We start from the raw sequence: 22,953 nt of genomic DNA on the forward strand, positions 1-22,953 counted from the left end.
TGGCGCCGTTTTGGCGAGGGATCGTGTGGGACGGCGCTGACAGGCGGCATCGACATTTGCTTACAGCGATGACTCTGCCGTCGATAGACTCGCCGCCATGAAAAACCGATCTATCGATTCGAAAGCCGGCATGTGGCGCTGGTCACTTGCGGCCCTGGTCCTGGCGGTGCAGGCCTGCGGTGGCGGTGGTGGCAGCGACGTCAGCTCCGGCACGGAGACTGCGGTCGGCGTCGCGCCGTCGGCGCAGTTGCCGCCGGCTCCGGCCCCGGCCCCGGTTGCGGTTGCGGTTGCGGTTGCGGCCACGCCGGCTCCAGCACCCGCTCCCGCGCCGGCATTCGCCCCTGCGCCCGCCCCGACGCCTGCGCCGACGCCTGCCCCGACGCCTGCGCCAGTGGTCGCTGCGGCGGTCCCGGCTCCCGCACCTGCGCCCGTTGTTGCCGCAGCGCCGGCACCGGCCCCGACTGCTGCGCCCGCGCCCGCTCCGCTGTCGTCGAGTCCAACCCTGATCCAGCTCTCGGACGCCACGACCTGTTCCATTCCCGGCATGCGCGAAACCATCCTGGCCCAGATCAACGCTGCCCGCGCGGCCGGCCATGTCTGCGGCACCGAGATCATGGCGGCGGTGCCGCCGATGCGGTGGAATGACATTCTTTTCTCTGCCGCCGCGCGGCATTCCCTGGACATGGTCGCCCGCAACTATTTTTCGCATGACACGCCCGAAGGGGTCACCTTTACCCAGCGGCTGGCCAACGAGGGCTACAGCTTCTGGGCGGCCGGTGAAAACATCGCCGCCGGCCAGACCACGGTCAGCGGCGTGATGGGCGCCTGGCTCAGCAGTGACGGCCACTGCCGCAACATCATGCAGCCCGTGCTGAACGAAGTCGCCGTGGCTTGCGTCGCGTCGTCCAGCGGCTACGGAAACACCTGGACGATGGACCTCGGCGGGCGCTGAAACAAGCGCGGTTGCCCCACGCGGGGCCGAGTGTTGTCATCATCGCGCCATGTTTGAACGTGCGTTGAATCTCGGACCCTGGAGCCTGGTGGTCGCCGCCGCCGTCGCCGGCTGTTCATTGCAGCAGCCGGCCCCGGCACCGCAGGTGGCCGCAAGGGCGCGGCCGCGCCCTGTCCCGCCGGCTTCGTCGGCGCCGGCGGAAATCGTCAGCGACTGCGGGATCTCGAAGCTGCGCGAGACCGTCCTGGTGCAGGTGAATGCGATGCGCGCGGCGGCGCGGTCATGCGGCCCCAGGAAGATGCCGGCCGTCCGCGCGCTGGCGTGGAACAAGGCGCTGGCGGAGGCCGCGGAGCAGCATTCGGTCGACATGGTGGCGCGCCGCTATTTCGACCATGTGAGCCCGGACGGCAGGCACGTCTCCCAGCGCGTGGCGGCGCAAGGCTACAAGTGGCGCGCGGTCGGCGAGAACCTGGCGGGCGGCGACACCACGGTCAACGGGGTGCTGGCCGGCTGGCTCAAAAGCCCGGACCATTGCCAGAACATCATGAACCCGGCCTTTTCCGACGTCGGCGTCTCCTGCGTGCGCCAGGGGGGCTCGAAGTGGGGGACCTACTGGACGATGGTGCTGGCGGCCCACCGCTGACCGCGTCAGCCGCCGGCTTCGACCGACTGTCCCTGGCCCCTGCCACGACCCAGCACCTGCAGCATCTGCGGCAGCGCCAGTTGCAGGGCGGCCTTGAGCGTGTGCGGCGGGTTGATCACGAACATGCCGCTGGCGGTCAGCCCCTGGCCGCGCTCGGGCTCGCCCGGCACGTTGCGTTCCTCGGCCTGGCCGATGTTGAGGGTCGCGTGCAGCCAGGGTCGGCCGGCCTGCGTGGCCAGCGTCTTCAGGCGGCGCGGCACCTCGTGCGCCTCCGGCCGCGGGATCACCGGGTACCAGACCGCATAACTGCCGGTGGCGAAGCGCTTCAGGCTGTCCTGGATCGAGGCCGTGACCTTGGCGTAGTCACTCTTGATCTCGTAGCTCGGGTCGATCAGCACCAGGGCGCGGCGCGCCGGCGGCGGCAGGAAGGCCTTCAGGCCCTCGAAGCCGTCCTCGCGCGCCACCGCCACCTGCCGGCCGGCCTCGAGTTGCGACACATTGGCCACCAGCGACTTGATATCGGTGGGGTGCATCTCGAACAGCTTGAGCTTGTCGCGCGTTTCCTCGCGCAGCAGGCGCTGGATGACGAAGGGCGAACCCGGGTACACCTTCGGCTGGCTGGAGCTGTTGAAGGCAGCGACCAGGTCCATGTAATCCTGCAGGGCGGGCGCGATCTCGGCGATGGCCGGCGCCGCCTTGCCCGCGGGCTTCAGGGCCGCAAACAGCTTGAGCACGCCATCGGCCGCCTCGCCCGAGGTTCCGGCGTAATCGCCGTCGAGCCGGTACAGCCCCGCGCCGGCGTGAGTGTCCACTACCGTCAGGGCCGTGTCTTTCTGGGTCAGGTGCCGCAGCATGGCGATCAGCACCGTGTGCTTGAGCACGTCGGCGTGGTTGCCTGCATGGAAGGCGTGGCGGTAACTGAACATGCGTCGATGGTACTCGTCAGTGGAGCGCTGGGCGGTAGTGTCTCAGTTTGAAAGTAACGCCGCTTGTGGTTCTGGCGCCTGTCGCTAGGGTAGGTGCATGCGAGATCAAAACCAAATCGCCTTTGGCATATTGCAGCAGGCGACCACCACAGAGCCACGGCCAGGCGAAGCCCCGGCCCATCGGCTCCTGCGCGCTATCGCCTTCCTGGGCGGTCAGGCCAGCAAAGCCCAAGTCACCCCAGAGGACCGCCGTGCGAACGGCCTCAAGGGCGCTATCAAGCGTTGGGGGGCCATCCGGGAGCGCGATAATTCGCCCATGCCTGCACGCCCCAAGAACCTCGACATGAACCAGCTCGCCAAGCGGATATTGGACGAGGCGACGGGTGACGAGCCAAAGACAGCACCAACGCCTTCCAAGAATGAGGCTGCTGTAGTCCTTGGCAAGTTGGGTGGTGTCAAAGGTGGCGTTGCACGCAAAGCGGCTCTGTCGCCAGAGCAACGAAGCGAGATTGCCAAAAAGGCAGCTGCGAAGCGCTGGTCAAGCGATCAGTAGGAAAAATACCTAGTTGCCCCTTGTGCCCGTTTCCGTTTCCGTTTACATTATGGTGGATGGAAACGCAAATCCTCTACGCCGCAGAAGCCGAACAGCTTTCTCTGGAAAAGCAACTAGCCAAACTCGACTCCGAGTACAAGGCGAAACGAAAACCAATTCTTGAGCGCCTTGAGGCCGTCAAGATGCTGCGGCTTGCCTACGGCATTGATTACCGGGTGGGCCGTCAACCTGAGATGTTTGAATCTGGCGCGCATCCCGAACAGGCGATCCCCACGCCCCGCGAGAACTCCCACAAGGCGCGCGTTCTATCTGCCGCCATGGCGCTGCTCGCCGATGGCGTTTCCATGAAGACGCCCTTGCTGCTGGAGAAGATGGAGGCACGAGGCATCGAGTTCCAGGCCAAGGACAAGCAGGGCAACTTGAGTGTCATCCTAAGCAAAGACCCAAGATTCGTCAGCGACCGTAGAACCGGCTGGTCGCTGGCACAAAAAAACCAGCAAGACGCGGCAACGTCTGCTGGTTCTCTGCCGACATGAGCCGGTTCACAACTTTTGCCCTGACTAGGCACCCACGCGCACGGAATGACGCGCAGAGAGGAGATCAAGTTGCTTAGCAAGTATCTGTCATTAATATGACTTAACGCCAGTTACGTGCAGGAGCCTTTCGGCCCCTGCGCGTATTCTCGGCGGTTTCCTCCCCTGTTGTCAATTCTTTTTGGCTCTCTGCTTCAGAGGGCCGCGCTAGCTTTCACATTTGTTTTGCTGATTCCTTGACATTGCTTGATCGGTCAAGCATAATTCAGTTCAAGCAAGCAAGGAACCGACATGAACCGCCTCCCCATCGAAAAGCGCGCTCAGATCATCGGTCTGTTGGTCGAGGGCATGAGCATGCGGGCTGTGACCCGCATGGTGGGTTGTTCCATCAACACCGTGACCAAGCTGCTGGAAGAAGTCGGCTTCGCCTGCAACATGTACCAGTCCGAGCATCTGCGGAACCTGCCTTGCAAGCGTGTGCAGTGCGACGAGATTTGGGCCTTCTGCTACTCCAAGGAAAAGAACGTGTCTCGTGAAGACAAGGGCGTCTTGGGCCACGGCGACGTTTGGACCTGGACGGCCATCGATGCCGAGTCCAAACTGATCGTGTCCTATCAAGTTGGCAAGCGTGATGCCGAGTACGCGCAGATGTTCATGGCCGATGTTGCCGGACGCCTCGCCAATCGGGTCCAGTTGACCACTGACGGCCATGCTCCCTACCTGCAAGCCGTGGGCGATGCCTTCGGCTCTGAGATCGATTACGCCATGCTGGTGAAGCACTACGGAGCCGGTTCGGTGACTGACCAGCGTAGGTACAGCCCGGCGCATCTTATAGCGACCGAATTGCGCCCCATCAATGGCAACCCGGACGCGAAGCACATTTCCACGAGCTACGTCGAGCGCCAGAACCTGACCATGCGCATGGGCATGCGCCGGTTCACGCGCCTAACCAATGGCTTTTCTAAGAAGGTTGAGAACCTGGAGCATGCCGTGTCGCTGCACTTCATGCACTACAACTTCTGCCGGGTTCACAAATCGCTGCGCGTCACCCCAGCGATGGAAGCGGGCCTGACCGATCACGTCTGGACGCTGGAGGAGGTTGCAGCGCTTGCGGATTAGCTTTCTCTGGTGACCTTCAACTCACCGTTCTCCATCGTGATTCGGAAAGTGGCCCTGACAGAGGGACCCGGTCCAAAGGTCTGAATTGTGTAACGGTAAGGACGGTCGTCGGCAGGCACCCGGAGTCCATCCCGCGAGGCAATGAAGAATTTGTCGGGGTCTCCAGCCCACCAGTGGACCAAATCAAAATACTTTTCTCCATTAGGCTGCAACGCGAACGCGTAAGCGACCGAGCAGGTGATGTCTCGTAGAGGGCACTGATACCTGTCCCCCGCGACATCCTTTCCATCTCGGTCCAGCAACTCAATGAGCCCCAGGCTGCCGGTGACTTCCGCAGGGGATAGATTGACGAGCGCGACACAGTACATGAGGGTGTCTTGATTCCTCTGCTCGTCTTTGTCCGCCACTACCTTCTTGAAACGGCCGCCCTCGCGGGGATGACCAGGTTCAAACCTGATCTGCAAACGCGGTCGCGCATACTGCCACCAAAAAGTAAATACCGTGGCGAAGAAGAGCACAAGGATCAGCGCCAAGTGGAACCATACCGACGACAAGAAGCTCGGTGGATGCTGATATAGCTGCCCTAGGCCCATGGGGAACCCCAGCGCACCAAGGATGTAAGCGACCATCCACCCAAGCCCCAACCAAAAGAGCTTCTTCGGAATGTCTCGCAAAAGCCAGCGCGCAAACTCCCCAGCCATTCTCCCCATAGGAAGTCACCTCCGCCGGGGATCGTAACTGCTGAATTGCCGTTACATCTCATACTGAGACACCACCCGCTGGGCCCCGGGTTTGCGTCAAGTCCTTTATTCTTCGTATAATGTTGGGCTCCGTAGCGTCTTGTGGCCCCGCGCCGGAGATGGAGAGTCAACACGTTGCGAATCGCGTTGACGCTTTACCCCCACCTAAGAGATTCCCGTCAGAGGAACGCCGACCGTGGAAAAGGGCCCGCCAAACCGCATCGAAAGATACTCATGAAAACGTTCAGCGCCAAACCCGCTGACGTGGTGCACGAGTGGTTTGTGATTGACGCGACCGACAAGGTCCTCGGACGAGTAGCCAGCGAAGTTGCTCTCCGTTTGCGCGGCAAACACAAGGCCATTTACACGCCTCACGTCGACACCGGTGACTTCATCGTCATCATCAACGCTTCGCAGATCCGGGTCACCGGCACGAAGAACCAGGACAAGGTGTACTACCGCCACTCCGGTTACCCGGGCGGCATCACGGCCACCAACTTCCGCGACATGCAAGCCAAGCATCCCGGCCGCGCGCTGGAAAAGGCCGTCAAGGGCATGCTGCCAAAGGGCCCGCTCGGCTACGCCATGATCAAAAAACTCAAGGTGTACGGCGGTGCAGAGCATCCCCACACCGCCCAGCAGCCCAAGGTGCTGGAACTTCCTGATGCGCAGATCGGAGCCAGAACATGATCGGTGATTGGAACAACGGCACCGGCCGCCGCAAGTCCAGCGTGGCCCGCGTGTTCATGAAGAAGGGCACCGGCAAGATCACGATCAACGACAAGGACATCGAGGCCTTCTTCGGCCGCCAGACGTCCATCATGATCGTCAAGCAGCCCCTGTTCCTGACCAACCATGTCGAAACCTTCGACATCAAGGTCAACGTGCACGGCGGCGGCGAATCGGGACAAGCCGGCGCCACCCGCCACGGCATCACCCGCGCCCTGATCGACTACGACGCGGCCCTCAAGCCGGCGCTGTCGCAAGCCGGCTTCGTGACGCGTGACGCGCGCGAAGTGGAACGCAAGAAGGTCGGCCTGCACTCTGCACGCCGCCGCAAGCAGTTCAGCAAGCGTTAATTCGTTTTCGCTACCGGATACAAAGCCGCACAAGTTCGCTTGTGCGGCTTTGTCGCTTTGGACGTCTTTTGAGGCAGCATTCAAGCTCATGCGTTTCAAGCTCCTGCGCCGCCGGCTGACCATCAGCGCCCCCCACATGGCGATCCGTACCCACCGGCCGTGGATCCGCTGGGCCGGCATTGCGATCATGACCGGCTTCTATGCCGCCATCGCGCTGTGGACCTTCGAGCTGGGCAAGACCTTCGCGGGCGTGGACGGCGGCGCCAAGGAGGAACTGGTGCGGCTGCGCGCCGATAACGCCAGGTTGCGCGACGAACGCGACAAGGTGCAGTCGGTCATGAACACCTCGGCCAGCATGATCACGACCGAGACGTCCACCCGCGAGCGGCTGGCCGCCCAGATCAAGGTGCTGGAGGCCGAGAACCGGGCGCTGCGCGACGACCTGGGCTTCTTCCAGAAGCTGATCCCCGCGACCGGCTCCGAGAGCGTGGCGATCCGCGCCCTGCAGGCCGAGGTGCTGGCCGGCACCCAGCTCAGGTGGCAGGTGATGGTGATCCAGCAGCAAAAGAGCGCGCCGGAGTTCCGCGGCAAGCTCCAGGTCAGCATCTCGGGCACGCTGGACGGCAAGCCCTGGATGATGGACCTGCCCGGCGGCGCCCAGGCTCTGCAGTTCCGCCAGTACCGGCGAATCGAGGGCCTGGTCGATCTGCCGCCCCAAGCCGTGGTAAAAAACGTTTCGGCCCGGGTCGTCGAAGGAACGGCAACCCGCGCGGTCCAGAGCATCAAGCTGTAACCCGTTGAGGAGAAGAGCATGTTTGGGAAGAACGCACAACCGCCGATCAAGAGCCTGATCGCGCAAGGCAGCCGGATCGAAGGCAACCTCCGTTTCACGGAAGGACTGCGGGTGGACGGCGAGGTGTTCGGCGACCTGCGGGCCAATCCCGACCAGCCCAGCATCCTGGTGATTTCCGAGGAGGCCGTCGTCGAAGGCGCGATCGACGCCGACCACGTCATCATCAACGGCAGCGTCAAGGGTCCCGTCAACGCGCGCGAGCTGCTGGAATTGCAGCCACGGGCGCGGATCGAGGGCGACGTCTCGTACAAGGCGCTTGAAATGCACCAGGGCGCCGTCATTTCCGGGCAACTCAAGCCGATGCTCGATGGCGAGGAAAAGCCCTTACTCAAGCTGGCGGCAAAACAGCTGCTGGCCTGATACCCGAGCAAATCAGCGTACTATTCCAGTTCAAGAGTCACCGGAGTCCCCTTCATGAGCGCAGTTGCCGAAAACGTCCAGACCGACATGCCCGCCCCGCTGGTGTTCACCGATAGCGCGGCCGCCAAGGTCGCCGACCTGATCGCCGAGGAAGGCAATCCGGAACTGAAGCTGCGCGTGTTCGTCCAGGGCGGCGGCTGCTCGGGCTTCCAGTACGGCTTCACCTTCGACGAGATCACCAACGATGACGACACGGTGATGTCCAAGAACGGCGTTTCGCTGCTGATCGACGCGATGAGCTACCAGTACCTGGTCGGCGCCGAGATCGACTACAAGGAAGACCTGCAGGGCGCCCAGTTCGTGATCAAGAATCCGAATGCCACCAGCACCTGCGGCTGCGGCTCCAGCTTTTCCAGCTAGGCCGGGTAGACACACCCCAGCACACGGGCGCCTCTGGCGCCCGTTGTGCTTTGGAGCTCCAGTTTTTCGCGCCGCACCGTCTTGCGGGCCAGCCAGGCGAAGGCCGTCGCCTCTACCTGCAGCGGCGGCAGGCCGGCCTGGTCGCTGGAGACCACCTGGATGGCCGGCAGCAGGGCCCGCAGCCGTTCCATCAGGAAGGTGTTGAGCGCGCCGCCCCCGCAGACGATCAGCCGCGCCATGGCCGGCTCGTGGCGCAGGATCTCGCCCGCGCAAGCCGCCGCCGTCAGTTCCGCCAGCGTCGCCTGCACATCCGCGGCGGAGGCGGACTCGAACCCCAGCAACTGGCGGTCCAGCCAGCCGCGGTTGAACAGGTCGCGGCCCGTGCTCTTGGGCGGCAGCCGGCCGAAGTAGGAATCCGAGCGCAGGCGCTGCAGCAGCGCCGGCACCGGCCGGCCACCGGCCGCCCAGCGGCCTTCGCTGTCGTAGTCCTTGCCCAGGTGCTGCTGGGTCCAGCCGTCCATCAGGGCGTTGCCGGGTCCGCAGTCGAACCCCAGCATGGAGCCGTCGGCGCGCAGCAGGGTGATGTTGGAAATGCCGCCGATATTGAGCACGCCCACGCTGCGTCCCGGCTCGGCGAACAGCGCCTGGTGGAAGAACGGCGCCAGCGGCGCGCCCTGGCCGCCGGCCGCGACGTCGCGGCTGCGGAAGTCCGCCACCACGTCGATGCCGGTCAGTTCCGCCAGCAGCGCCGGCTGGCTCAGCTGCAGCGTGTAGCCGGTGCCGTCGAACTCCTGCGGCCGGTGGCGCACGGTCTGCCCGTGGGCGCCGATCGCTTCGATCGACGATGCCGGCAGGCGGGTGGCGGCCAGCAGCTCGTGGACCGCGTGCGAATAGGCGCGCACCAGGGCGTTGCCGGCCAGCGCGGCCCGGTGGAGTTCGTCGTCGCCCTTGCTGTTCAAGGCCAGCAGCTCCGCGCGCAGGCTGGCGGGAAAAGGCCGGCTCGCATGGGCCAGCACCGTCGGCGAAGGCGCTGAGAAATCGGCCAGCACGCCGTCCACGCCGTCGAGCGACGTGCCGGACATCAGGCCGATGAAGTACTCGGGCATGGGCGGATGTTAGCCCGCCACTGGCGGCGAGTTATCGCGCGCTGGCGACGGTGGCCGACGAGGCGGCCGCGAGCTCGGTGCGCATCAGGTGGGAAAGCCGTTCGAAGGCCGGCCGGGCCGCGGCGGACACCGGCGCCGAGCTGTTTTCCTTGGCTGCCAGCAGCGGATCCTGGTGGATGCCGTTGACGCGGAATTCGAAGTGCAGGTGCGGGCCGGTGGCCCAGCCGGTGGCGCCGACGGCGCCGATGTGGTCGCCCTGGGCGACCTTCTGGCCCTGGCGCACGTTGATCCGGCTCAGGTGCGCGTAGACCGTCTCCGCGCTGGTGCTGTGCCTGACGATGATCACGTTGCCGAAGCCGTTCTGCACGCCGGCAAACTCGACCACGCCGTCGCCGACGGTGCGCACCGGCGTGCCCGTGGGGGCGCCGTAGTCCACCCCCAGGTGGGCCTTCCATTGCTGCAGGATCGGGTGGAAGCGCATCGCGAAGCCGCTGGTGACGCGCGAGAACTCCATCGGCGAGGCCAGGTAGGAATGGCGCAGGCTGCGGCCGTCGAGCGTGTAATAGCCGCCCTTCTGGCCTGCTTCTTCGAACCACATGGCCTGGTGCGAGACGCCGGCGTTGACGAATTCCGCCGACAGGATGCGGCCGGTGCGCAGGGGCTCGCCGTCGGCCTCCAGCGCTTCGTAGACCACGTTGAAGCGGTCGTTCTTGCGCAGCGCGCGATGGAAGTCGATCTCGCCGGCAAAGATGTCGGTCAGCTGGGTGGCGATTCCCTCGGGAATCCGAGCCTCGTCGGCTGCCGCAAACAGGGATGTGCGGATGGCACCGCTGGCCAGCCGCGCGGAAGCGGTCAGGGGGGCGCTCTCGACCCGGGCGGCGAAGCGGCCGGTGCCGGCCTGTTCGATCACCAGGCGCTGGAAGTTGCCGCTGTCGTCGGGCGCCCAGCGCACGGTCAGCTTTTCCAGCTTGTGGCTGTCGGTCGCCTCGACGGTGACGGTGCGGCCGGCGCGGCCCAGCACGACGCTGCGGTAATTCGGCTCGGTGCGCAGGAAGTTGGCGGCGGCCAGGTCGTCCACGCCCAGGCGCGTCAGCAGCGCTTCCACGGTATCGGTGGAACGTGTCACTTCGGAGCGGAACAGCTTCAGGCTCTGGACGTCGAGTTCGGAGGCCTGCGCCGACAGCGGCAGGGGCTGCACGGTCTCGAGGATCTGGCGCACCGGCAGGGCGGATGGATCGGGACCCAGCGACGCCACGGCGAAGGCGCCGCCGCCGCCGCACAGCAGCAGGGCCGCAAGCGCGGCGGTCACGTGTTTCGGATGATGCTCGAGTGCGTGGGCAGCGCGGGCCAGCAGTCGTTCGCCGGCGGCAATGAAACCGTTGTTCAAATCGAAGAGTCCTTGGAACAGTTGCCGGATTGGTCCTACATCGGGGCGGGACGCATTCTGACACTTACAACCCGGCGCGGACGCCCTGGAACATCCGCGATTTAGAATCCGCTGCTGCCAGTCGGGTGCCGGAGTATGCCATCCCCGGATGCTCCAGAACCGGAAAACCCCTTATGAATCAAGCTCCTGTTACAAAAAACCACCCCTTGACGGATGCCGTCAGGGAAGCCCTGGCGGTCACCCTCAGGGGTACTGATGAGCTACTCCCCATGGAGGACTGGACCTACAAGCTGGCCCGCTCCGAAGCGACAGGCGTGCCTCTGAGGGTCAAATTCGGCCTGGACCCGACTGCGCCCGACATTCACCTGGGCCATACGGTGGTGTTCAACAAGATGCGCCAGCTGCAGGACCTCGGCCATACGGTGATCGCGCTGATCGGCGACTTCACCACCATGATCGGGGACCCCTCGGGTCGCAACAGTACGCGCCCGCCGCTCACCCGGGAGCAGATCGAGGCCAATGCCAAGACCTATTTCGACCAGCTACGGATGGTGTTGGACGTCGAAACCGCAGAGGTTCGCTACAACAGCGAGTGGAGCGACCCGCTGGGCGCGCGCGGCCTGATCCAGCTGGCCGCCAAGTACACCGTGGCCCGGATGATGGAGCGCAACGATTTCCACGACCGCTTCAAGTCGGGCGCCTCGATCAGCGTCCACGAGTTCCTGTATCCGCTGATGCAGGGCTACGACTCGGTGGCGCTGCGAAGCGACCTCGAGCTCGGCGGCACCGATCAGAAGTTCAACCTGCTGATGGGCCGCCACCTGCAGCAGGAATACGGCCAGGAGCCGCAATGCATCCTGACCATGCCGCTGCTCGAAGGCCTGGACGGCGTCGAGAAGATGTCCAAGAGCAAGAACAACTACATCGGCATCAGCGAGGACCCCAACACCATGTTTGCCAAGGTGCTGTCGATCTCCGACGACCTGATGTGGCGCTGGTTCACCCTGCTGAGTTTCCGCGGCGAGGCCGAGATCGCGGCGCTGCGGCGCGCGGTGGAGGGTGGCCGCAATCCGAAGGACGCCAAGGTGATGCTGGCCAAGGAACTGACGGCCCGCTTCCACAGCGCCGCCGCGGCAGATGCCGCCGAGCAGGACTTCAACAACCGCAGCAAGGGCGGCGTGCCGGACGAGATCCCCGAAGTGAACCTTGGCGGCAGCCCGCTGGGGATCTCGGCCCTGCTCAAGCAGGCCGGACTGGCGCCGTCGACTTCGGAAGCCGGCCGCCTGATCGACGGCGGCGGCGTCCGCATCGATTCGTCGGTGGTCAGCGACAAGGGGCTGAAGCTCGATCCCGGCACCTACGTGGTCCAGGTCGGCAAGCGCAAGTTCGCAAGAGTGACGCTCACCTGAGCCGCGCAACCGCACCGCCAGCCCAGTGGCGCTGCGCCACAATCGGCCCATGGACCTGAGATCGACCGCGAAGAACGCCTCCCCGACCCTGTTGCTGCGGCTGTCGATCGTGGTGGCGATCGTCACCATCGTGATGAAGACGGCAGCCTGGTGGATCACCGACTCGGTCGGCCTGCTGTCGGACGCGATGGAATCGCTGGTCAATCTGGCAAGCGCCGCCTTTGCCCTGACGATGGTGACCATCGCCCGGCGGCCGGCCGATGCGGACCATCCTTACGGGCACCACAAGGCGGAGTACTTTTCCTCCGGCTTCGAGGGGCTGGCGATCATCGTCGCCGCGGTCGGCATCGCCTGGGCGGCAGTGCAGCGGCTGTTCCATCCGCAGCCGCTGGGCCTGCTGGGCTGGGGGCTGGCGCTGTCGGTGTCGAGTTCCGCCCTCAACGGCGTGCTGGCCTGGGCGATGCTGCAGTCGGGGCGCAAGCACCGTTCGATGGCGCTGGAAGGCGATGCACGCCACCTGATCACCGACGTCTGGACCTCCGCCGGCGTGGTGCTCGGCGTCGGCCTGGTGGCGCTGACGGGCTGGGCCTGGCTGGACCCGGCGGTGGCCGTCGGCGTGGCGCTGAACATCCTGCGCGAAGGTGCCCACCTGATGTGGAAATCGTCGCAAGGCCTGATGGACGAAGCCCTGGAACCCGAGGTGATGGAGGAGGTGGGCAAGACGCTGGCCGCGTTCGAGCACCCGGCCATCCGCTTCGACCACCTGTCGAGCCGCCGCTCGGGCAAGCGGCGCTTCATCGACCTGCACATGCACATGCCGTCGGACTGGACCTTGCGCCGCGCCGCCGCCGTCCGGGCGTCGGTGGAACAGGCCTTGATGAGCGCGGTGCCGGGCCTGAGGGCCACGATCCAGCTGCTGCCCAACGACGTCGAGGTGCACTCGCAGGACGAGGACGACCTGATTTGATCTCCGTAATCCAGCGTGTCAGCCAGGCACGGGTCGAGGCCGGGGGCGCCACCGTCGGCGCCATCGGCCGCGGCCTGCTGGTGCTGCTGTGCGCCGAGCGCGGCGACAGCCAGGTGCAGGCCGACAAGCTGCTGGCCAAGCTGTTGAAGCTGCGCATCTTCGCCGACGAGGCCGGCAAGATGAACCGCAGCGTGCAGGACGTGGGCGGCGGCTTGCTGCTGGTCAGCCAGTTCACGCTTGCCGCCGACACGTCCGGCGGCAACCGTCCCAGCTTCACAACTGCGGCGGCGCCCGACGAGGGCCGGCGGCTCTACGATTACTTCGTGGCCCAGGCGCGCGCGGCCCACCCCGACGTCGCAACCGGTGAATTCGGCGCCGACATGCAGGTGCATCTGGTCAACGACGGTCCCGTGACCATTCCCTTGCGGGTCCCCTGAAGACCGGGGACGGACAGCCCCCGTCTTCAATAAGGGTTGGCAAACCCAAGCGCCGACAGCAGGAGGATCTCGAGGGTCTCCATCTCGAGCGCATCGGCTTCGTCGCTCTCGTGGTCGTAGCCCTGGGCATGCAGGGCGCCGTGCACCAGCATGTGCGCATAGTGCGCCCGCAGCGTCTTGCCTTGCTCACGGGCCTCGCGTTCGATCACCGGGCCGCACAGGACCAGGTCGGCCATCACCACCGGCTGCTGCGCGTAGTCGAAGGTCAGCACGTTGGTGGCGTAGTCCTTGCCGCGGTATTGCCGGTTCAGCGCGCGCCCCTCGTCCTCGCCGACGACCCGCACCGTGATTTCGGCGGGCGCGGCGAGCGCATGCGCGATCCAGCGGGCGACGGCCGGGCGACGCAGCACGGCGCGGTGCGAAGCGATGCCCGGGAACTGCGAGAACTGGAGTTCCAGGTCCAGCGCCGGCGCTCTCATTTGAGTTCGCGCTTGCGCTGCGCGTCGTACGCATCGACGATGCGGGCCACCAGCGGATGCCGCACCACGTCCTTGCTGGTGAAGCGGGTGTGGGCGATGCCCTTGACCCGCTTGAGGATGTATTCCGCTTCCACCAGCCCGGACAACTGCCCCTTGGGCAGGTCGATCTGGCTGATGTCGCCGGTCACCACCGCCTTGGCGCCGAAGCCGATGCGGGTCAGGAACATCTTCATCTGCTCGGGCGTGGTGTTCTGCGCCTCGTCCAGGATCACGAACGCGTTGTTCAGCGTGCGGCCGCGCATGAAGGCCAGCGGCGCGATCTCCAGCGCCGAGCGCTCGAAGGCCTTCACCACCTTGTCGTATCCCATCAGCTCGTAGAGCGCGTCATACAGCGGCCGCAGGTAGGGGTCGACCTTCTGGCTGAGGTCGCCGGGCAGGAAGCCCAGCTTCTCGCCGGCTTCCACCGCCGGCCGGGTGAGCACGATGCGCTGCACCGCACTGCGCTCCAGCGCGTCGACCGCGCAGGCCACCGCCAGGTAGGTCTTGCCGGTGCCGGCCGGGCCGATGCCGAAGGTGATGTCGTGGGTGGCGATGTTCTCCAGGTACACGCTCTGGTTCGGCGTGCGCGCCTTGAGGTCGGTGCGCCGGGTGTGCAGCGTCTTCGCCCCTTCCTCGTCCTCGCCCATCGCGCCGTCGCCGGCCAGCATCAGCTGCACCTTGTCGGCGGCGATCGGCCGCGCGGCGATCTCGTACAGCGCCTGCAGCACTTCCATCGCGCGCTGCGCCTTCGCCTTGGGGCCGTCCACCTTGAACTGCTCGTGCCGGTGGGCGATGCTCACCTGGAGCGCCACTTCGATGGTGCGCAGGTGTTCGTCCATGGAGCCGCACAGGTGGTTGAGGCGGGCGTTGTTCGGCGGGGCGAAGGTGTGTCTGAGAATCAAGCTGATAATTCCGGTGAAGGGCTCCCATGATAGGCAACAAACCGGATTCCAAATGATCGGCAGGCTCAACGGAACACTGGCGGACAAGAACCCGCCGCAGCTGCTGGTGGACTGCAATGGCGTCGGCTACGAGGTCGACGTGCCCATGAGCACCTTCTACAACCTGCCGTCGGTCGGCGAGAAGGTGTCGCTGCTGACCCATTTCGTGGTCCGCGAGGACGCCCAGATCCTGTACGGCTTCGGCACCGGGGCCGAGCGCGATGCGTTCCGCCAGTTGATCAAGATCTCCGGCGTCGGCCCGCGCACCGCGCTGTCGGTCCTCAGCGGCATGAGCGTCGCCGACATCGCGCAGGCCGTCACCGCGCAGGACGCCGGCCGGCTGGTGAAGGTGCCGGGCATCGGCAAGAAAACGGCGGAGCGGCTGCTGCTGGAACTCAAGGGCAAGCTGGGCGCCGACATCGGCGCCGGCAGCCTGGGCGCCACCACCGATGCGCAGGCCGACATCCTGCAGGCGTTGGTCGCGCTGGGCTACAGCGACAAGGAAGCGTCCGCTTCGGTCAAGGTGCTGCCCAAGGACGTCGGCGTCAGCGACGGCATCAAGCTGGCCCTGAAGGCATTGGCGAAATAATCAGCAATGAGCATCCAGACCGACGACTTCGAGCTGCCGCCGTCCAAGCGGGTGATCTCCACCGAGCCGGCCTCGCCGCAGGAGGAAGCGATCGAGCGCGCGTTGCGGCCCAAGCTGTTCGACGACTACGTCGGCCAGGCCAAGACCCGCGAACAGCTGGAGATCTTCATCGGCGCGGCCCGCAAGCGCGGCGAGGCGCTGGACCACGTGCTGCTGTTCGGTCCGCCCGGCCTGGGCAAGACCACGCTGTCCCACATCATCGCCCACGAGCTGGGCGTCAATCTGCGCCAGACCTCCGGCCCGGTGCTGGAAAAGCCCAAGGATCTGGCGGCGCTGCTGACCAACCTGGAAAAGAACGACGTCCTGTTCATCGACGAGATCCACCGCCTGTCGCCGGTGGTGGAGGAAATCCTGTACCCGGCGCTGGAGGATTACCAGATCGACATCATGATCGGCGAGGGCCCGGCGGCGCGTTCGATCAAGCTGGACCTGCAGCCGTTCACGCTGGTCGGGGCGACCACCAGGGCCGGCATGCTGACCAACCCGCTGCGCGACCGCTTCGGCATCGTCGCGCGGCTGGAGTTCTACACGCCGGAGGAACTGGCCCGCATCGTCAAGCGCAGCGCCGGCCTGCTGAACGCGCCGATGGAAGAAAAGGGCGGCGCCGAGATCGCGAGGCGTTCACGCGGCACACCGCGGATCGCCAACCGGCTGCTGCGGCGGGTTCGCGACTACGCCGACGTGAAAGGGACGGGAACGATCACGCTGGACATCGCCAACATGGCGCTGAAGATGCTGGACGTGGACCCGCAGGGCTTCGACGTGATGGACCGCAAGTTGCTGGAGGCCGTGATCCACCGCTTCGACGGCGGCCCGGTCGGCCTGGACAACATCGCGGCCAGCATCGGCGAGGAGCGCGACACCATCGAGGACGTGATCGAGCCCTACCTGATCCAGCAGGGCTTCCTGCAGCGTACGCCGCGCGGGCGCATCGCCACGCTGGCGGCCTACCGTCACCTGGGCGTGACGCCGCCCAAGAGCGCCGGCGAGCTGTTCTCCGAATAGCGCAGCTCGGCGCGGATGGCGCCGGCATTGCGCGCGATCAGGATCTGCGCCACGTAATAGGTGGCCAGCACCAGGAACTGCGCCATCGGGAACTGCACGGCGAACTTGTTGGTGGCCAGCAGCGAGTCGCTCAGCATGAAGAAGCAGGCGCCCACGGCGGCCGCCGTCGAGGCCTTGTCGCGCAGCCAGCCGGCCCGGCCGATCGCCTGCGCCGCCATCAGCGAGATCACGATCACATAAGCGGCGACGGCGACCCGCAGCGGCGCATTCAGGCTGCCATAGAGGAAGCCGTACATCGCCCCGCCCAGGCCCAGCGTCGCCAGCAGCGCGCGGGTGTTCGGCAGCCAGGGAACGCCCTGCTTGAACATGGCGATGTAGAACAGGTGGGCGATGAGGAAGCTCACCAGCCCCGGAATGAACAGGCCCGGCAGCATCAGCAGGCAGTCGCCCACCAGCGAGCAGGCCAGTCCGGCCAGCAGCAACCGGTCGAAGTGCGCCGGTGACCTGGTGGCGCGGTTTCGCTGCACCACGCAGGCGATCGCCAGCAGCATCGCCAGCGGCTTGAACACCCGGTGCAGCAGCATCAGGTTCTCGGCGCCGGTGGCGGTGGCGAGCGCCGCGGCCTCCACCAGCAGCACCTCCAGCACCGTGATGCGGCCCTGGAACAGCGCGCCGACCGCCCACAAGCCGGCCGCCAGCGCCGCCAGCCAGACCGTCGACTGCGCCAGCGGCATGCTGTCGGCATGCCAGAGGAACAGCGAGACGCCGCCAAGCAGCAGCGCGAACTGGGCGGCGCCGAACCAGGCGACCGGCGCACTGATGGGCGGGTGATACCGCTGCACCTGTTCCAGTACGAATGGCGGCTTCGGAAAACGCTGCGCCACGTCGGCCGGGCGCCATCCCGGCGGCTTGAACCAGACCCGCAGCTTGTCCATCCAGTTGCGCGCATGCCAGCTGTCCTTGGCCAGCGCCCAGTAGACCTCGGCGTTGGACCACAACGGGTCCCAGCTGTTCAGGGGACTGCGGGTGCCGTACACGCACTTCTCGCCTTCCTCCTGGAAGCTGCCGAACAGGCGGTCCCACACGATCAGCACGCCGCCGTAGTTGCGATCGAGGTAATCGTCGTTCACCGCGTGGTGCACCCGATGGTTGGACGGCGAGCAGAACCAGCGGTCGAACCATCCCAGCTTGCCGACGTGCTCGGTGTGCACCCAGAACTGGTACAGCAGGTCGATCAGGGCGACGGTGCCGAAGACGATGGGCGGCACGCCGGCGACCGCCATCGGCAGGTAGAAGACCCAGCCCACCAGCGCGCCCGAACTGGTCTGGCGCAGCGCGGTCGACAGGTTGTAGTCCTGGCTCTGGTGGTGCACCACGTGGGCGGCCCAGAACAGCGCGCATTCATGGCCGGCGCGGTGCAGCCAGTAGTAGCAGAAGTCGTAGAACACCAGCGCCAGCAGCCAGCCGTACCACGCCATCCAGAACTCGCGCGCGGCGTCGATCGGCACCAGCGAGACGGTGGTGTAGACCGCGCCGTAGATGCCCACCCGCAGCAGCCGGGTGAACACCTTGGTGGTCTCGCTCAGCATGCCGAGGCTGATGCTGTTGACGGCGTCGTTGAGGCGGTAGGTGTTGCGCTTCTTCTTCCAGCCCCAGGCCAGCTCCAGCGCGATCAGCAGCAGGAACACCGGGGTGGCGAGGACGATGATTTGTGACGGGCTCATGGTGGCCCCATTCTCGCCAGCCTAGGTCAGCGCGCCTCTGGCATCAACCCTGATGATCCGCTCCACCTTGCCGGCCTTCAGGCCGCCGGTGACGCCGATCATGGTGTCGTGCAGGTTGACAGTGGGGTCGCAATGGCCCGGAATCAGCCACAGCGTGCGGCCCAGCGCCGGCAGTTCGGCGCCTGGCCGGGCGCGGCGCAGGATGCCGTGCTCGTCGCCGCCGTTGAAATACTCCAGCTCGGGCTCGGAACCGAAGGAATAGACCGTCGGCATGCCGGAGTCGATGGCGTGGCACTTGTGGCCGGCGTCGCACACCACGTGCCCGCCTGCGGCGCTCATCACCTGGGTCTTGACGAACAGCGCGTGCTCGAACTGGGGCTGCGCCGGGTCCCGCTCGTTCTTCGCGTAGTCGCCGTCCATGAACAGGAAGGAGCCGGCCTGCAGTTCGCCGAACACGCCGCTGGCTGCCTCCAGCACGAAACTGCCGGTGCCGGCCCCGGTGACCAGGTCCACCGCGATGCCTTCGCGCTCGATCAGCTTGCGCGTTGTCTCCGCATCCTGCACCACGCTGGCAATGGCGTCGCGCCGTTCCTGCGGGCTGCGCAGGTGCTGCGCCTTGCCCTGGTAGGCCTGCAGGCCGGCGAAGCGCAGCGCCGGATGCTTGCGCACCTCGTGCGCCAGCGCCACCGCCGCCTGGCCGGGGGCCACGCCGCAGCGGCCCTGGCCGACGTCGAGTTCCACGAACACGTCGATCACCGCCGGGATGCCGGTCGCGGCGCGGCGCTCGTTCATCGCCTGCGCCAGGCGCGCGACGCCCTCGGCGCTGTCCACCGCGATCGCCAGCTGGCCGCGCTCGGCCGCCAGCATGTGCGACAGCGCCGCCACCCGGGCCAGCTTGTGCGGCGCGATCACTTCGTTGCTGATGTAGACGTTGGTGACGCCGCCGGCCACCATGGCCTCGGCCTCGGCGGTCTTCTGCACGCAGACGCCGACCGCGCCGGCCTGCATCTGCAGCTTGGCCAGGGCCGAGCTCTTGTGCATCTTGGCGTGCGGCCGCCAGCGGATGTCGTGCTTCTTGGCGAACTCGGCCATCCGCGCCAGGTTGCGCTTCATCGCGTCGAGATCGAGAACCAGGGCCGGCGTGTCGATGGCGTCGACCCCCTGGCCGATCAGCAGGCGCAAGGCTTCAGAAAGAGGTGTTTTCGTCGGCAGGTTCATCGTCCAGGTGCTGGGTGTCGGACCAGCCGACGAGGGTAAAGCCCTGGGGCGTCCACAGCAGGCGATTGATCGCGCCGTTGGGAAGCTGCCAGGTCCGGGGCGAATTGACTTCCTGGCCGGTCGCGATGCGGTAGAGCGTGTCCAGCACGCCGCCGTGCGCCACCACCACGATCTGCTCGCCCGGATGGCGGGCGGCCAGGTCCTTCATGGTCTGGGTGACCCGTTCGCGCAGCTGCAGCAGCGATTCGCCGCCCTCGGGCGGGGCCCATTCGGGAAGGCGCTTGCGCCAGTTGAGCGCGTGGTCGGGCCAGGTTTCGCGGATTTCGTCGAAGGTCTTGCCCTCGAAGATGCCGAAGCTGCGTTCGCGCAGGCCTTCGTTGGGAATGACGGGGATGCCGGCCGCCGCGGCGATCGGCTGCGCTGTCTGGTGCGCGCGCCCGAGGTCGCTGGAATAGACGGCGCTGATCTTTTCGCCCTTGAGCGCCGCGCCGACCCGGCTGGCCTGCCAGCGGCCGGTCTCGTTCAGATCGATGTCCTTCTGGCCCTGGATGCGTGAATCAACGTTCCACGAGGTTTCCCCGTGGCGCACGGCAATGATTCGGGTGGCTTCCATCCACTGGCATTTTATTGGGCTGTCGGGTTGGCCCGCAGGGAAATGCGTTGCGAACTGTCTCGTCGGCGCAAAAAAGCGCTCAGCGCGCGGCCGCGGGGGGCCCGACTGTCACATTGACCTGACGCACGCCCGCCGGCGCGCTCGGGAAACCCTGCAGGGCGGCGTCGAACATCGCCGGGAAGACCGCTGCGTTGTCGCTCCAGGGGCCGTCGCTGACGGCATGGGTTTCATAAACCACCCGGCCGGTCGGCAATTCGCGCACGACGATCCCCACCTCCCGGTGGTACCAGGGCTGTTCGGCCCGCGGGAAGGGGCCGAATGCGCCGTGCCAGGGGTGCCAGCCTGGCAGGCCACCCCATTCGTCCCACGGATCGGCCCAGGCCCAGGGAGAGAGCACCCGCTGGACCCGGGCCGTCACCTGCACGCCCAGCTGCGGGGCGGCGTCGTCCCGGCGCAGGCCGGCCTTGAACAAGGCGGGATCGGCCATCGCCTCGATCTGGCCCTGGAACTGGAAGGCCTGCTGGGAGGGCAGCCGGTCGAACCGGTAGGTCGGCTGGGCCGGCAGCGCCGCCAGGCTGGAAAAGGACTGGACGTTGCTGTCGACGACGAAGCTGGTGGCGCAGCCGGCAAGGGCCGCTGCCGCGAGGACCAGTCCGGCCAGACGCATCGACTTCGACCACATGGCGGCTCCTCAGAACTTGATGACTTGCAGGCCCGGCAACGTTGCCGCGAGGGGAAACTCCTCCGGGTCGAAGGCCTTGTCGCCGTCGTCGCTGGGAATCCCGGTGGTGGTCAGACCCTTGAAGTCGTACTGTGTTCCGTCGGCCAGGTGGGAGGGGACGACATTTTGTAACGCCGAGAACATGCTCTCCACCCGGCCGGGGTATTTCTTGTCCCACTCGCGCAGCATGGCCCCGACCTGCTTGCGCTGCAGGTTCTCCTGGCTGCCGCACAGCGTGCACGGGATGATCGGGAAGTCGCGGTGCTGCGCCCAGCGGACCAGGTCCTTCTCCGGCACGTAGGCCAGCGGCCGGATCACGATGTGGCGGCCGTCGTCGCTCACCAGCTTGGGCGGCATGCCCTTGAGCTTGCCGCCGAAGAACATGTTCAGGAAGAAGGTCTGCAGCATGTCGTCGCGGTGGTGGCCCAGGGCGATCTTGGTGGCCCCCAGTTCGTCCGCCACCCGGTACAGGATGCCGCGCCGCAGGCGCGAGCACAGGCTGCACATGGTCTTGCCGGCGGGGATCTTGTCCTTGACGATCGAGTAGGTGTCCTGGTTCTCGATGTGGAAGGGCACGCCGGTCTTGGCGAGGTACTCCGGCAGCACGTGCTCGGGAAAGCCCGGCTGCTTCTGGTCCAGGTTGACGGCGATCAGCTCGAAGTCCACCGGCGCGCGCTGCCGCATCTTCTGCAGGATGTCCAGCATGCCGTAGCTGTCCTTGCCGCCGGACATGCAGACCATCACGCGGTCGCCTTCCTCGATCATGTTGTAGTCGGTGATGGCCTGGCCCACCAGCCGGCACAGCCGCTTTTCCAGCTTGTGGGTTTCCCGCTCGATCTTGCGATCGGCGGACAGGGGGACGGGTTGGTCGTCGATCCAGAGGGCGCTCATGGCTCTATTTTCCCACTGCGGCTACCAGCAGCCGGCCTCGGCCCGGATGGCCACTTCGCAATCGTCGAAGATTTCCAGCTTGGCGATCTTGACGCGCACCCCGACCACGCCCGGCAACTGCAGCAGCCGCAGCGACAGCTTGCCGATCAGGCTTTCCAGCAGGTTGACGTGTTCGGCGGTGCACTCGTCGATGATGATCTTGCGCACCTTGCGGTAGTCCAGCACGTGGGTGATGTCGTCGTCGCTGGGCAGCAGCGGCTGCGGGCCGAGGTTCAGTTCGGCGTCCACCATGATCGGCTGCGGCGAGGTCTTCTCGTGCGCGAGGATGCCCAGGTTGGCGTCGAAGCGCAGCCCGGTGAGGGTCAGGATCTGGCTGCCGGTGCGCGGTGGCGTCTGGGTCATGGCATCAGCGAGAAATCGCGCTCAAACTTCATCAGGTGCTGGCCGCCGTCCACCAGCAGCGTGGTGCCGGTGATGGATGCGTTCTCGAGCGCGAACTTCACTGCCGCCACCACGTCCTGCGGCGTGGAAGACCGGCCCAGCGGCGAGAGCTTGTGCAGCTGTTGGAACTTCTCCTGCGCCAGCAGGTGGCTGGTCAGGGTGAGGCCCGGCGCCACGCCGACCACCCGCAGCTGCGGCGCGAGCGCCATCGCCAGCATCGTGGTGGCTGCTTCCAGCGCCGCCTTGGACAGGGTGTAGCTGAGGAAGTCGGGGTTCTGGTTCCACAGCTTCTGGTCGAGCATGTTGACCACTGCGCCGCTGCCGTTGCGCGACTTCAGGTGGGCATACAACGCCTGCGCCAGCAGGATCGGCGCGCCGGCGTTGGTCCGCAGGTGCGCCGCCAGGGCGTCGTAGCCGAAGCTGGCGACTCCGTCGTGCTCGAACAGCGACGCATTGTTCACCACTGCATCGACCGCGCCGAAGCGCTCGACCACGCGCGGCAGCAAGGCCCGCACCGCGGCTTCGTCCTGCAGGTCGGCCTGGAACGCCTGGAAGGCGGCGCCCGCCGGCGCGGCAGCGGCGCAGTCCGCCACGGTTTGCTGCGCCTCGCCGGCCGAGCCACGGTAATGGACGGCCACCTGCCAGCCGCCGGCGGCCAGCGCCAGCGCGACCTCGCGGCCGAGCCGGCGGGCGGCGCCGGTGACCAGGACGGTGCGTGGCGGCTGGGGTGGATTCATTCGAAGGACAA

The 22,953-nt window shown here is 66.2% G+C and carries 28 protein-coding genes; 15 read left to right on the top strand and 13 right to left on the bottom strand.

The genetic code is table 11. The features are described 5' to 3' along the window. Positions 1–544: 544 nt before the first annotated feature. On the top strand, positions 545–952 hold the full coding sequence (locus ACFPOE_RS22630) for a CAP domain-containing protein (protein ID WP_376852608.1): 408 nt from the start codon (positions 545–547) through the stop codon (positions 950–952). A gap of 49 nt (positions 953–1,001) precedes the next feature. Beyond that, positions 1,002–1,595: a CAP domain-containing protein gene (locus ACFPOE_RS22635; RefSeq protein ID WP_376852609.1), complete on the top strand. Its 594-nt coding sequence runs from the start codon at positions 1,002–1,004 to the stop codon at positions 1,593–1,595. Between the two features lie 5 nt (positions 1,596–1,600). On the opposite strand, the gene ACFPOE_RS22640 is transcribed toward ACFPOE_RS22635, so the two are convergent. Continuing rightward, positions 1,601–2,521, bottom strand: a complete 921-nt coding sequence (locus tag ACFPOE_RS22640; protein ID WP_376852610.1) for a 23S rRNA (adenine(2030)-N(6))-methyltransferase RlmJ — start codon at positions 2,519–2,521, stop codon at positions 1,601–1,603. A gap of 97 nt (positions 2,522–2,618) precedes the next feature. Between ACFPOE_RS22640 and ACFPOE_RS22645 the strand changes: the two genes are divergently transcribed. The 3 genes from ACFPOE_RS22645 (at position 2,619) to ACFPOE_RS22655 (ending at position 4,726) form a co-directional block, all read left to right on the top strand. Continuing rightward, positions 2,619–3,074: a hypothetical protein gene (locus tag ACFPOE_RS22645; RefSeq protein ID WP_376852611.1), complete on the top strand. Its 456-nt coding sequence runs from the start codon at positions 2,619–2,621 to the stop codon at positions 3,072–3,074. 56 nt (positions 3,075–3,130) lie between these two features. Continuing rightward, the gene (locus tag ACFPOE_RS22650; protein ID WP_376852612.1) at positions 3,131–3,610 is read left to right on the top strand and encodes a hypothetical protein; all 480 of its coding nucleotides are present in this window, start codon (positions 3,131–3,133) and stop codon (positions 3,608–3,610) included. Between the two features lie 288 nt (positions 3,611–3,898). Continuing rightward, complete coding sequence (locus ACFPOE_RS22655) at positions 3,899–4,726, top strand: IS1 family transposase (RefSeq protein WP_376852613.1); 828 nt, start codon at positions 3,899–3,901, stop codon at positions 4,724–4,726. Here the strand turns inward: ACFPOE_RS22655 and ACFPOE_RS22660 are convergent. After that, positions 4,723–5,355, bottom strand: a complete 633-nt coding sequence (locus tag ACFPOE_RS22660) for a hypothetical protein (protein WP_376852614.1) — start codon at positions 5,353–5,355, stop codon at positions 4,723–4,725. The genes ACFPOE_RS22655 and ACFPOE_RS22660 overlap by 4 nt on opposite strands. A 345-nt stretch (positions 5,356–5,700) precedes the next feature. Here ACFPOE_RS22660 and rplM point away from each other — a divergent pair, with 345 nt between their 5' ends. The 5 genes from rplM (at position 5,701) to erpA (ending at position 8,178) form a co-directional block, all read left to right on the top strand. Beyond that, positions 5,701–6,156, top strand: a complete 456-nt coding sequence (gene rplM / locus ACFPOE_RS22665) for a 50S ribosomal protein L13 (RefSeq protein WP_376852615.1) — start codon at positions 5,701–5,703, stop codon at positions 6,154–6,156. Continuing rightward, positions 6,153–6,545, top strand: a complete 393-nt coding sequence (rpsI, locus tag ACFPOE_RS22670) for a 30S ribosomal protein S9 (protein ID WP_376852616.1) — start codon at positions 6,153–6,155, stop codon at positions 6,543–6,545. The genes rplM and rpsI overlap by 4 nt, the downstream gene beginning before the upstream one ends. A gap of 88 nt (positions 6,546–6,633) precedes the next feature. Continuing rightward, on the top strand, positions 6,634–7,338 hold the full coding sequence (locus tag ACFPOE_RS22675) for a DUF6776 family protein (protein ID WP_376852617.1): 705 nt from the start codon (positions 6,634–6,636) through the stop codon (positions 7,336–7,338). 18 nt (positions 7,339–7,356) lie between these two features. After that, positions 7,357–7,758, top strand: a complete 402-nt coding sequence (locus ACFPOE_RS22680; RefSeq protein ID WP_376852618.1) for a bactofilin family protein — start codon at positions 7,357–7,359, stop codon at positions 7,756–7,758. 54 nt (positions 7,759–7,812) lie between these two features. Continuing rightward, a complete protein-coding gene (gene erpA, locus ACFPOE_RS22685; RefSeq protein WP_376852619.1) occupies positions 7,813–8,178 on the top strand; it encodes an iron-sulfur cluster insertion protein ErpA in 366 nt (121 codons plus the stop codon). Here the strand turns inward: erpA and ACFPOE_RS22690 are convergent. Then, a complete protein-coding gene (locus ACFPOE_RS22690) occupies positions 8,175–9,284 on the bottom strand; it encodes an anhydro-N-acetylmuramic acid kinase (protein WP_376852620.1) in 1,110 nt (369 codons plus the stop codon). The two genes, erpA and ACFPOE_RS22690, sit on opposite strands and share 4 nt — an antisense overlap. Before the next feature lie 31 nt (positions 9,285–9,315). Beyond that, complete coding sequence (locus ACFPOE_RS22695; RefSeq protein WP_376852621.1) at positions 9,316–10,671, bottom strand: M23 family metallopeptidase; 1,356 nt, start codon at positions 10,669–10,671, stop codon at positions 9,316–9,318. 173 nt (positions 10,672–10,844) lie between these two features. Here ACFPOE_RS22695 and tyrS point away from each other — a divergent pair, with 173 nt between their 5' ends. The 3 genes from tyrS to dtd are packed head-to-tail and all read left to right on the top strand — an operon-like array spanning position 10,845 to position 13,484. Then, the gene (gene tyrS / locus ACFPOE_RS22700) at positions 10,845–12,080 is read left to right on the top strand and encodes a tyrosine--tRNA ligase (protein ID WP_376852622.1); all 1,236 of its coding nucleotides are present in this window, start codon (positions 10,845–10,847) and stop codon (positions 12,078–12,080) included. Between the two features lie 49 nt (positions 12,081–12,129). After that, positions 12,130–13,047, top strand: coding sequence for a cation diffusion facilitator family transporter (locus tag ACFPOE_RS22705; RefSeq protein WP_376852623.1), 918 nt, complete (start codon positions 12,130–12,132; stop codon positions 13,045–13,047). After that, the gene (gene dtd, locus ACFPOE_RS22710; RefSeq protein WP_376852624.1) at positions 13,044–13,484 is read left to right on the top strand and encodes a D-aminoacyl-tRNA deacylase; all 441 of its coding nucleotides are present in this window, start codon (positions 13,044–13,046) and stop codon (positions 13,482–13,484) included. The genes ACFPOE_RS22705 and dtd overlap by 4 nt, the downstream gene beginning before the upstream one ends. A 26-nt stretch (positions 13,485–13,510) precedes the next feature. Here dtd and ybeY read toward each other — a convergent pair whose 3' ends face one another. Beyond that, entirely contained in the window at positions 13,511–13,963 is a 453-nt protein-coding gene (gene ybeY, locus ACFPOE_RS22715) for an rRNA maturation RNase YbeY (RefSeq protein WP_376852625.1), read from the bottom strand. Further along, positions 13,960–14,904 (bottom strand): PhoH family protein, encoded by a 945-nt coding sequence (locus ACFPOE_RS22720; protein WP_376852626.1) that lies wholly within the window; start codon positions 14,902–14,904, stop codon positions 13,960–13,962. Before ACFPOE_RS22720 ends, ybeY begins: the two co-directional genes overlap by 4 nt. Positions 14,905–14,956: 52 nt before the next feature. On the opposite strand from ACFPOE_RS22720, the gene ruvA reads away from it, so the two are divergent. After that, positions 14,957–15,532: a Holliday junction branch migration protein RuvA gene (gene ruvA / locus ACFPOE_RS22725; protein WP_376852627.1), complete on the top strand. Its 576-nt coding sequence runs from the start codon at positions 14,957–14,959 to the stop codon at positions 15,530–15,532. A 6-nt stretch (positions 15,533–15,538) separates the two neighbouring features. Then, positions 15,539–16,597 carry a Holliday junction branch migration DNA helicase RuvB gene (ruvB, locus tag ACFPOE_RS22730; protein ID WP_376852628.1) on the top strand — a complete coding sequence of 353 codons (1,059 nt, stop codon included), beginning with the start codon at positions 15,539–15,541 and terminating at the stop codon, positions 16,595–16,597. On the opposite strand, the gene ACFPOE_RS22735 is transcribed toward ruvB, so the two are convergent. The 7 genes from ACFPOE_RS22735 to ACFPOE_RS22765 all read right to left on the bottom strand — a co-directional run bounded on the left by ACFPOE_RS22735 (position 16,546) and on the right by ACFPOE_RS22765 (position 22,942). Continuing rightward, the gene (locus tag ACFPOE_RS22735) at positions 16,546–18,321 is read right to left on the bottom strand and encodes a lysoplasmalogenase family protein (protein WP_376852629.1); all 1,776 of its coding nucleotides are present in this window, start codon (positions 18,319–18,321) and stop codon (positions 16,546–16,548) included. The genes ruvB and ACFPOE_RS22735 overlap by 52 nt on opposite strands. A 21-nt stretch (positions 18,322–18,342) precedes the next feature. After that, complete coding sequence (locus tag ACFPOE_RS22740) at positions 18,343–19,539, bottom strand: DSD1 family PLP-dependent enzyme (RefSeq protein WP_376852630.1); 1,197 nt, start codon at positions 19,537–19,539, stop codon at positions 18,343–18,345. Next, positions 19,508–20,152: a histidine phosphatase family protein gene (locus ACFPOE_RS22745; RefSeq protein ID WP_376852631.1), complete on the bottom strand. Its 645-nt coding sequence runs from the start codon at positions 20,150–20,152 to the stop codon at positions 19,508–19,510. The genes ACFPOE_RS22740 and ACFPOE_RS22745 overlap by 32 nt, the downstream gene beginning before the upstream one ends. A gap of 79 nt (positions 20,153–20,231) precedes the next feature. Beyond that, on the bottom strand, positions 20,232–20,834 hold the full coding sequence (locus ACFPOE_RS22750; RefSeq protein ID WP_376852632.1) for a DUF4136 domain-containing protein: 603 nt from the start codon (positions 20,832–20,834) through the stop codon (positions 20,232–20,234). 9 nt (positions 20,835–20,843) lie between these two features. Further along, positions 20,844–21,764, bottom strand: a complete 921-nt coding sequence (ttcA, locus tag ACFPOE_RS22755; protein WP_376852633.1) for a tRNA 2-thiocytidine(32) synthetase TtcA — start codon at positions 21,762–21,764, stop codon at positions 20,844–20,846. Positions 21,765–21,785: 21 nt separating this feature from the next. Continuing rightward, complete coding sequence (locus tag ACFPOE_RS22760) at positions 21,786–22,166, bottom strand: dihydroneopterin aldolase (protein ID WP_376852634.1); 381 nt, start codon at positions 22,164–22,166, stop codon at positions 21,786–21,788. Beyond that, positions 22,163–22,942 carry an SDR family oxidoreductase gene (locus tag ACFPOE_RS22765; protein ID WP_376852635.1) on the bottom strand — a complete coding sequence of 260 codons (780 nt, stop codon included), beginning with the start codon at positions 22,940–22,942 and terminating at the stop codon, positions 22,163–22,165. The genes ACFPOE_RS22760 and ACFPOE_RS22765 overlap by 4 nt, the downstream gene beginning before the upstream one ends. Positions 22,943–22,953: the final 11 nt, after the last annotated feature.

The sequence above is a fragment of the Caenimonas terrae genome (genome assembly GCF_042655405.1).
Taxonomy (GTDB): domain Bacteria; phylum Pseudomonadota; class Gammaproteobacteria; order Burkholderiales; family Burkholderiaceae_C; genus Ramlibacter; species Ramlibacter terrae_A.